Source organism: Protofrankia sp. CiP1_Cm_nod3, assembly GCF_982290655.1.
The window spans coordinates 1-7,726 of the sequence record NZ_CEVIVD010000184.1 but is presented as its reverse complement, the minus strand read 5'-3'; the positions used below and the strand labels follow the sequence as shown (position 1 = coordinate 7,726).

Genomic DNA, 7,726 nt, shown 5'->3' with positions numbered 1-7,726 from the left:
GTGAGTGACCTGACCTTCCGGGTCGACGCCGGGGAGATGGTCGGGTATCTGGGGCCGAACGGGGCGGGGAAGTCCACGACGATCAAGATGTTGATCGGGATTCTGGTGCCCAGCGCCGGGCGCATCCGGGTCTGCAGTCTTGACCCGTCCCGACAGCGCACGGAACTGGCGCGTCGGCTGGGGGTGGTTTTCGGGCAGCGTACGACGCTGTGGTGGGATCTGCCGTTGCGGGACAGCTTCGATCTGCTCCGGCGTATTTACCGAATCCCGGCGGGACGGTATCAGGAAAACCTCGACCAATTTGTCGAACTGTTACAGCTCGCCTCTTTTCTTGACACGCCCGTCCGGCAGCTCTCGCTCGGTCAGCGCATGCGCGGCGATCTCACGGCCGCGCTGCTGCACGACCCGGAGATCGTGTATCTGGACGAGCCGACGATCGGTCTCGACGTCGTCTCCAAGGCCGCCGTACGCGGCTTCCTCACCGCGCTCAACCGGGAGCGCGGGACCACCATCATGCTCACCACCCACGACATGACCGACATCGAGCAGATGTGCCCGCGGGTGCTCGTCATCGACCACGGCCGGCTGGGTTTCGACGGGCGGCTGGCGGACCTGCGCGCCCAGATCGGCGGGGAGCGCGTCCTGGTCGTCGACCTGGCCGAGCCTTGGCCGCCGATCGACGTGGCCGGTACCCGGGTGGTCGAGGTGGACGGGCCCCGCCAGTGGCTGGCGTTCCCGGCGGGCGAGAGCGCGGCGCCACTGGTCGCCGCCGTGGCCGACCGGTACCCGCTGGTCGACCTGTCCATCCGCGAACCGGCGATCGAGGAGATCATCACCCGGCTGTACACCTCGGGCACCTCGGGCACCGCAGGCAGCGTGAGCACCTCGGGCAGTGTGAACTCCTCGGGCGCCGCGAGTTCCCCGGGCATCGTGGACTCCTCGGGCGCGAGGAACCCGTGACCGCGACATCGCTGAGAGCTATACCACCCGCAGCGGCACTGTCGGCAGCGGCACCGCGAGAAACGGCATCACCGACGGCGGCGTCATCAGCGACGGCGGCGTCATCAGCGACGGCGGCGCTGACAGTGGCGTCGCGGTGAGAGGGGGTGTCGGCACCTATCTCGCGGTCGCCCGGTACAGCGCTCGGCGATATGCCGGCTACCGGGCCGCCACGGTCGCGGGCGCGTTCACCAACACCGTGTTCGGGATCATCCGCGCCTACGTCCTGCTCCAGGTGTGGCACCAGCGGCCCGGCCTCGGCGGGTACGACACCAGCGGCGTCGTGACGTTCGTCTTCCTCGGGCAGGGGCTGATCACGTCGATGGCGCTGTTCGGCGGCGGCATCGACCTGCCCGAGCGCATCCGTTCCGGCGCCGTCGCGATGGACATGGCTCGGCCGGTGGGCTTCCAGACCTGGTGGCTGGCGGACGACGCCGGGCGCGCCGCAGTCCAGCTGCTCACCCGGGGACTGCCGCCCACGCTGGTCGCGGCCCTCCTGTTCGACCTGCGCCTGCCGACGCCCGCAAGCCCGGCCGCCGCCGCGGGCACGGCGTCCGCCGCCGGTGTGTGGGATGCCGCCGGCGTGTGGGGGCTGTTCGCCGTGTCCGTGGTCCTGGGTTTCCTGGTCAGTTTCGGGCTGCGTTACCTGATCGCCCTCACGACCTTCTGGCTGCTCGACCAGCGAGGGCTGGAAAGCGCCTACACCCTGTTCACGGTGTTCTTCTCCGGCATCTCCATGCCGTTGACGATCATGCCGGGAGTGCTGCGGGACCTTGCCGAGGCGCTGCCCTTCGCCGCGATGATGCAGATACCGGCGGACGTCCTGCTCGGCAACCGGACCGGCGCGTCGCTGGTCGCGGCGATCGCGTTCCAGGTGGGCTGGGCCGTCGCGCTCCTCGCGGCCGGCCGCGCGCTCACCGCCCACGCCACCCGGAAGCTGGTCGTCCAGGGTGGCTGACAACAGCGCGGCCCGCCCCGGCCGCAGGAACAACCGGCACAGCTCGGACGAACGTTCCAGCCAGCACGAACGGCCCAGCCGGGATGAACATCCCGGCCGCAACAAGCGGCACAGCCGGGACGAACATCCCGGCCGGAGCCGCCGGTACGAAGCGGTGCGGCACTATCTGCTGTTCGCGGCGGCCTGGACGCGGGTGGCCTGGCAGTACCGCGCCTCGGTGCTGCTGCTGGCCGTCGGGCAGTTCCTGGCGACCGGGCTGGACATCGCGGTGATCGGCGTGCTGTTCACCCGCGTGCCGCACCTGGCCGGTTTCGGCCTTGCCGAGGTGGGTTTCCTCTTCGGGACGTCCTGCACCGCCTTTGCCGTGTCCAACATGTTCTTCGGGACGCTGGAACGGGTCGGCGAACGCATCCGGGACGGCAGCCTCGACGTGATGCTGGTCCGGCCGGCCGGGCTGCTCGTGCAGGTCGCCACGGACGGTTTCTCCCCGCGCCGTCTCGGTGGGATCGTCCAGGGTGTCGGCGTTCTCGCGCTGTCCCTCGCGGGGCTGGACGTGCCCTGGACCCCTGGCCGCGTCCTGCTCGTCGCCACTATGATTATCTGTGGGGTCGGTATCTTCAGCGCGGTCTGGATCGCCGGGGCGGCGTTCCAGTTCGCCGTCGAGCAGGCCGCGGAGGCGATGAACGCGGTCACCTACGGCGGGAGCTTCCTGACCCAGTACCCGATGTCGATCTACGGCCGGGACGGGATGCGGCTGCTGACCTTCCTCGTCCCGCTGGCGTTCCTCAACTGGCAGCCCGCCCTGTACGTGCTCGGCAAGCCCGACCCGCTGGGCCTGCCGTCCGTGTTCCGTTTCGCCTCCCCGCTGGTGGCCGCCGTCCTGCTGACCCTCGCCGCCGTGGCCTGGCGCGCCGGTCTACGCCACTACCGCTCCACCGGTAGCTGATCTCTCGGCCCGGGCCGAGCACGTCTCGCCCCGGGCCGGATGCGTCCCGCCCGGGGCCGGGCGCGTCACTGACACCGGGACGGGCAGGCCCAGGAGCTTCCGGACCTCGGCGGTGGACTGGATCGAGGCGGCCAGATCCTCACCCTGGGTGATGAAGGTCAGGTCGGTGATCCCGGTGTCCAGGTACGGGGCGCAGAACTCGGCGACGGCCTCGGGCGGCCCGGCCGGCGACCACTTCTCGAAGGCCTCGCGGGGCAGCTTGTAGACGTTCCGCATGTTCTCGGCCAGCCGGTGCGCGGCACGGTCGGGGTCCGGCCCGAACTCGCACCAGACGATGATGCCATGGCGCCAGGCGACGCCGGTGCGGCCGATGCGCGCCGCCTCCTCGTCGACCTGCTCGATGAAGGAGCGCACCCGCCGCGGGGAGGCCCAGATGGCCAGCCAGCCGTCGCCGAGGCTGGCGGTCCGGCGCAGGGCCGCGTCGCCACGGCCGCCGACGAGCAGCGGCACGGGCGGATCGACCACCGGGTGCACCGCCGCGTCGACCAGGTTGAAGATCTCGCCGGCGAACGTCACGGCCTCACCGGTCATCTGACGGCGGATGATCCGCAGGCTCTCGTCCGTCCGCTTACCGCGGGTGCGCGGGTCGACGCCGCAGACCTCCATCTCCCTGCGGTCGTCGCCGCCGACACCGACGCCGAGCACGAGCCGGCCCGGGTGCATCTCGCACACCGTCGACAGCTGCCGGGTGACGGTGGTCGGGTGGCGCAGCGGCAGCTGGTAGATGCCGACGTGCACGGGCAGCTCGTCCTGCAGGTTGAGCAGCATCGTGGCGTTGGTCAGGCCGTCCCAGCCGTAGCCGCCGTGGAAGCTCACGTGGTCGCCGCAGTGCAGGTGCCCCAGCCCGGCCTCGGCCGCCAGCCCGAGCAGCCGGCGGCGTTCGGGCGCCGGGTACCGCGCGAGGTCGTCGCTGAAGATCGACAGGCCGATGTTGACCGCTTCAGTCACGACTGCTCCTGTATGCGCCCGGCGAACGCGGCGGGGTGGCTGCCGGCGGCGGAGCGGCCGGTCATCGCGGGTCGCCTTCGGCGAGGAAGCGCTTGCGCTCGGCGTCGATCTCCGGATTATCCATGATCGAATAGCCGTAGAGCGCTTCGATGCGGAGCTGGTCCTCCAGCGGCCGCCCGATGACTTCGAGGATCGTGTCCTTCGCCGACTCCACGGCGCGCTGCGGGTTGCGCAGGATCTTTGCCGCGAGGTCCTCCGCGCAGGCCATCAGCTCGCAGGCGGGCACGACCCGGGAGACGAGGTTGCACTGCAACGCCCGCCGGGCGTCGATCGGCTCGCCGGTCAGCTCCAACTCGAGCGCGATCCCCGCGCCGCAGATGTTCACCAGGCGCACGATGCCGCCGTCGGCGGGGTGCATCCCGCGGCGTAGCTCGAACGAGCCGAACACGCAGTGCTCGGCGGCGACGCGGATGTCGCAGGCCAGCGCGAGCTCCAGGCCGCCGCCGATGACGTAGCCGTTCAGCGCGGCGATGACGGGCTTCTTCGTGCGGTGCAGCCCGCGGGTGATCCCGCCAGCGAAGCCCCTGGGCAGCGCCTCGCGGCCGAGGCTCGGCCCGGCGCCCGTCCAGTGCCCGACCATCGTCGACAGGTCCGCCCCGGCGCAGAACGCCTTGTCCCCGGCACCGGTGAGGATCGCCAGGCGGATCTCCTCGTCGTCACGGAAGTCCGTCCAGATCTCCCGCAGGCGTTCGTTGGCATCGGGATCGATCGCGTTGTGCTTCTCGGGCCGGTTCAGCGTGACGTACGCGATCGGCCCCTTCTTCTCGTAGAGGACCTTGTCCGCAGCCTGGCTCATTTCACCGCCCAGGTCGCCGGCACCCCGCGCATCCCGTTGGTGACGTCCGAGACGTTGGTGAGGTTCGAAAGGCCGCGGCGCGGCCGGGTGAAGGCTTCGCGGCGCTCGGCGCGGCCGCGGTCCCGGCAGGCGAACGCCTCGATGCCGGTTCCGACGGGTAAGGCGATCACAGGTTCGCTCCTGTCGTGAGGGGCCGGGCCGCGGCGAGGAAGCCCTCGACGAGGCCGGGCCGGGAGTAGTAGGCGTCGCCGATCCCGTCGGCCACCCGGCGGCGCTGGTACTCGAACAGGACGGCGAGCTTCCACAGGGCCATCGCCGTGTACCAGTCGACGTCGGGCACCTCGGTGCCGGTGGCGGCCGCGTAGCGGGCGGCCAGCTCGGCGCGGGAGGGGTAGCCGTCGGCGAGGGTCGCCGCGCTCATCTCGGTCAGCGCGTGCGGTGGCTCGCCGGGCACCGCGTAGGTGGCCAGCAGGTAGCCGACGTCGCGCAGCGGGTCGCCGATCGTCGCCAGCTCCCAGTCGAGCACGGCGACCAGCCGGGCGGGCGGGCCGGCGGCGAGCATGACGTTGCCCAGCCGGAAGTCGCCGTGGACGATCGCCGGCGCGGCCGGCGCCGGCGGGTCGTCCACCAGCCAGTCCAGCAGCGCGCCGAGCTCCCCCGGCAGGCCGTGCCCGTCGGGGTCGACGATCCGCGCGAAGCGCCGCAGGTGACGCGTGACGTCGCCGGAGGGCCGCCCGAAATCCCCAAGGCCCGCGGCTGCGTGGTCGACGCGGTGCAGCGCGGCGAGCGTGTCGACGAGCGCCTCACCGACCGCGCGCCTGCCGGCCGGCGTGTCGAGCGCCGGTGGCGTGCGGGTGGTGGCGACGATCCCGGCGACGTGTGCCATGACGTAGAACGGCGCGCCGATCACCGCGGTGGACTCCTCGACGGCGAGGATCCGCGGCACCGGGACCGGTTCGTCCCCCAGCGCCCGCTGCACCCGCGCCTCGCGGACGACGTCGTGGCCGCCCGGCGGGATCGGCGGTGGCGGTGGCCGGCGCACCACCACCCGACACTCGCCGTCGGACACCAGGTAGGTCAGGTTGGAGTGGCCCTCACCGATGCGCCGCAGCGTGATCGGCCCACGGCACAGCCCAAGACCGCGCAGGTAGGCCTCGAGCCGGCCGACGTCGAAGGGCGGCGCGCTCCCGCCGGACGCAACGGCCTCGACAGGTGGGACAGGCCCGGCGGACGGGACGGCCCCGGCGGGCAGGGCGGGCAGGGCAGCCCCGGCGGGCAGGGCAGCCCCGGCGGGCGGGACGGCCCCGATGGTCTCGGCGGGCGGGGCGGTCTCGGAGGATGCGCTCACTGCGCGTCGACCAGCCGCTTCAGGTAGCCGCGGGGCCACAGCGTCTCGAACTGCCCGGCGCCGGCCTCGCCGTCGATGGTCACCTGGCAGGCAGCCTCGGACATCAGCGTGTCGGAGCCGACGGGCAGGTGCAGGATGGCGTAGCGCCGCATCCACAGGTGCGTCGTCCCGCCGTGGGCGTCGGTCAGCTCGGCTTCCAGGCTCTCCTGGCCCATGTCCCTGTCGTAGGTGGCGTGGTGGCGGCTGTCGACGATCGCCACCGGTTCGCCGCCGCGCAGCACGTAGCCGTTGACGCCCAGTTCGCCGCGTGCGATGTGGAACATCGCGTTGAGCTCCGCGCCCGACGGGGTACCGGCGGCGAGCCACTTCCAGTGCTGCACCGCGCTCCAGTGCCGCCGGCCCCAGGAGTGGTCGCGGTGCGCCCACACGTCCGCGAACGGGATGACCCGCTCGCCGATCCGTAGGGTGCCCGACGCGCGCCCGGCCTGCTCGAAGCGGTTGGCCGCCATCCACGGCGGGCAGCCCGCCGGGTTCTCGCGGTAGCTGAAGGGCCGGTGGCTGGCCTCGAAACGGTAGTCGATGCTCACCTCGTCGCCGGCAAAAACGATCTCGGCGGTGCGCAGCGGATCGGGCTGGCGCAGGTACAGGCCCGCGCAGTGCCAGTCGTCCAGCTCGCTGGCGTCGCCCAGTTCGACGTTGAAGGCGCCCAGGACGACGTTCCGCTCGCGGTCGGGGAAGTAGACGCAGACCTGCCGGCCGGCGACACCGCGCCCGTCGGTCCAGACGTACACCTGCGCGGCGATCCGCTCGTCGGGCAGGACCAGGGTCCAGAACAGGCTGTCGCGGGTCTTCACACCCGGCGCGACCCGGTGGCGCAGGTCGTCGCTCTCGACGATGTGGCCGGTGGCGGACGTGACGCTCATGCGTAGAGTCCCTCAATGATCTTGGCGTAACGCTCTTCGACGGGCCTGCGCCTAAGCTTCGCCGTCGGGGTCAGCTCGTCGCCTCCGGGCACCCAGTCGTGGTCGAGCACCTTCCGGCGTTCGGCCTGCTCGATCCGCGCGAGCCTCTGGTTGCCCCGCCGCACCGCGTCCTCGAAGTAGCCGGGCATGACCGTGACGCCGCCGACGAGGATCTCGCCGAAGCCGCTCAGCGCCAGGTGGTCGGCGTTGGCGTCCGCCACCCGTAAGAACGCCTGGCACAGTGTGGGCTCGGATAAGATCGACTGGATCGTGGTGTTCAGTGGTCCGCTGACTGGTGATGTGCTGTTTGGCGGTGCGGTCGTTGGTCGTGTGGCTGCCACGCTCATGGGCCCGTGCCTCCTCCGGTAGCACCCCAGGACGCTGCCACCGTTGTTGATCGGGGGCTACGGCCCGGCGAGTGAACGCCCTCCCCCTCTGGGCGTAGACAGCTCCGCCCTGTGATGCGCACGCCCTGTGTCACGTAGCTGCGCTACGCTGCCAGGCAGTGGACGAGCTGCCGCAGCGCATCCGCAGCCAGCGCGCGCGGGCCCGGGCGGTCCGTGGCTACGTCGAGAAACAGCTCTGGACGGAGCTGGACCAGCACATCGCGGCCGTGCGCGCCCAGGCCTCCTCCCCCGGCCCCCTTGAC

The 7,726-nt window shown here is 71.7% G+C and carries 9 protein-coding genes; 3 read left to right on the top strand and 6 right to left on the bottom strand.

The window, feature by feature from the left end:
* The 3 genes from AC5LUJ_RS21995 to AC5LUJ_RS21985 all read left to right on the top strand — a co-directional run.
* Positions 1-960 (top strand): ABC transporter ATP-binding protein (locus tag AC5LUJ_RS21995; protein WP_493465648.1); only part of this gene is annotated, 960 nt, incomplete at its 5' end.
* Positions 961-1,096: 136 nt separating this feature from the next.
* The gene (locus AC5LUJ_RS21990; RefSeq protein ID WP_250284643.1) at positions 1,097-1,957 is read left to right on the top strand and encodes an ABC transporter permease; all 861 of its coding nucleotides are present in this window, start codon (positions 1,097-1,099) and stop codon (positions 1,955-1,957) included.
* The gene (locus AC5LUJ_RS21985; protein WP_493465647.1) at positions 1,950-2,903 is read left to right on the top strand and encodes an ABC transporter permease; all 954 of its coding nucleotides are present in this window, start codon (positions 1,950-1,952) and stop codon (positions 2,901-2,903) included. The genes AC5LUJ_RS21990 and AC5LUJ_RS21985 overlap by 8 nt, the downstream gene beginning before the upstream one ends.
* On the opposite strand, the gene AC5LUJ_RS21980 is transcribed toward AC5LUJ_RS21985, so the two are convergent.
* The 6 genes from AC5LUJ_RS21980 to AC5LUJ_RS21955 all read right to left on the bottom strand — a co-directional run bounded on the left by AC5LUJ_RS21980 (position 2,874) and on the right by AC5LUJ_RS21955 (position 7,424).
* Positions 2,874-3,911 (bottom strand): LLM class flavin-dependent oxidoreductase, encoded by a 1,038-nt coding sequence (locus tag AC5LUJ_RS21980; protein ID WP_250284647.1) that lies wholly within the window; start codon positions 3,909-3,911, stop codon positions 2,874-2,876. The genes AC5LUJ_RS21985 and AC5LUJ_RS21980 overlap by 30 nt on opposite strands.
* 61 nt (positions 3,912-3,972) lie before the next feature.
* The gene (locus tag AC5LUJ_RS21975; protein ID WP_250284650.1) at positions 3,973-4,767 is read right to left on the bottom strand and encodes an enoyl-CoA hydratase/isomerase family protein; all 795 of its coding nucleotides are present in this window, start codon (positions 4,765-4,767) and stop codon (positions 3,973-3,975) included.
* Positions 4,764-4,937 (bottom strand): hypothetical protein, encoded by a 174-nt coding sequence (locus AC5LUJ_RS21970; protein WP_250284651.1) that lies wholly within the window; start codon positions 4,935-4,937, stop codon positions 4,764-4,766. Before AC5LUJ_RS21970 ends, AC5LUJ_RS21975 begins: the two co-directional genes overlap by 4 nt.
* On the bottom strand, positions 4,934-6,115 hold the full coding sequence (locus AC5LUJ_RS21965; RefSeq protein ID WP_250291687.1) for a phosphotransferase family protein: 1,182 nt from the start codon (positions 6,113-6,115) through the stop codon (positions 4,934-4,936). Before AC5LUJ_RS21965 ends, AC5LUJ_RS21970 begins: the two co-directional genes overlap by 4 nt.
* Entirely contained in the window at positions 6,112-7,038 is a 927-nt protein-coding gene (locus AC5LUJ_RS21960; protein WP_250284653.1) for a DUF7064 domain-containing protein, read from the bottom strand. The genes AC5LUJ_RS21965 and AC5LUJ_RS21960 overlap by 4 nt, the downstream gene beginning before the upstream one ends.
* Positions 7,035-7,424 (bottom strand): hypothetical protein, encoded by a 390-nt coding sequence (locus AC5LUJ_RS21955; protein ID WP_250284654.1) that lies wholly within the window; start codon positions 7,422-7,424, stop codon positions 7,035-7,037. The genes AC5LUJ_RS21960 and AC5LUJ_RS21955 overlap by 4 nt, the downstream gene beginning before the upstream one ends.
* Positions 7,425-7,726: the final 302 nt, after the last annotated feature.

Bases quoted from the DNA above. Each gene is read 5' to 3' on its own strand.
- AC5LUJ_RS21975 (WP_250284650.1), bottom strand. From the start codon at position 4,767: ATGAGCCAGGCTGCGGACAAGGTCCTCTACGAGAAGAAGGGGCCGATC.
- AC5LUJ_RS21960 (WP_250284653.1), bottom strand. From the start codon at position 7,038: ATGAGCGTCACGTCCGCCACCGGCCACATCGTCGAGAGCGACGACCTG.
- AC5LUJ_RS21955 (WP_250284654.1), bottom strand. From the start codon at position 7,424: ATGAGCGTGGCAGCCACACGACCAACGACCGCACCGCCAAACAGCACA.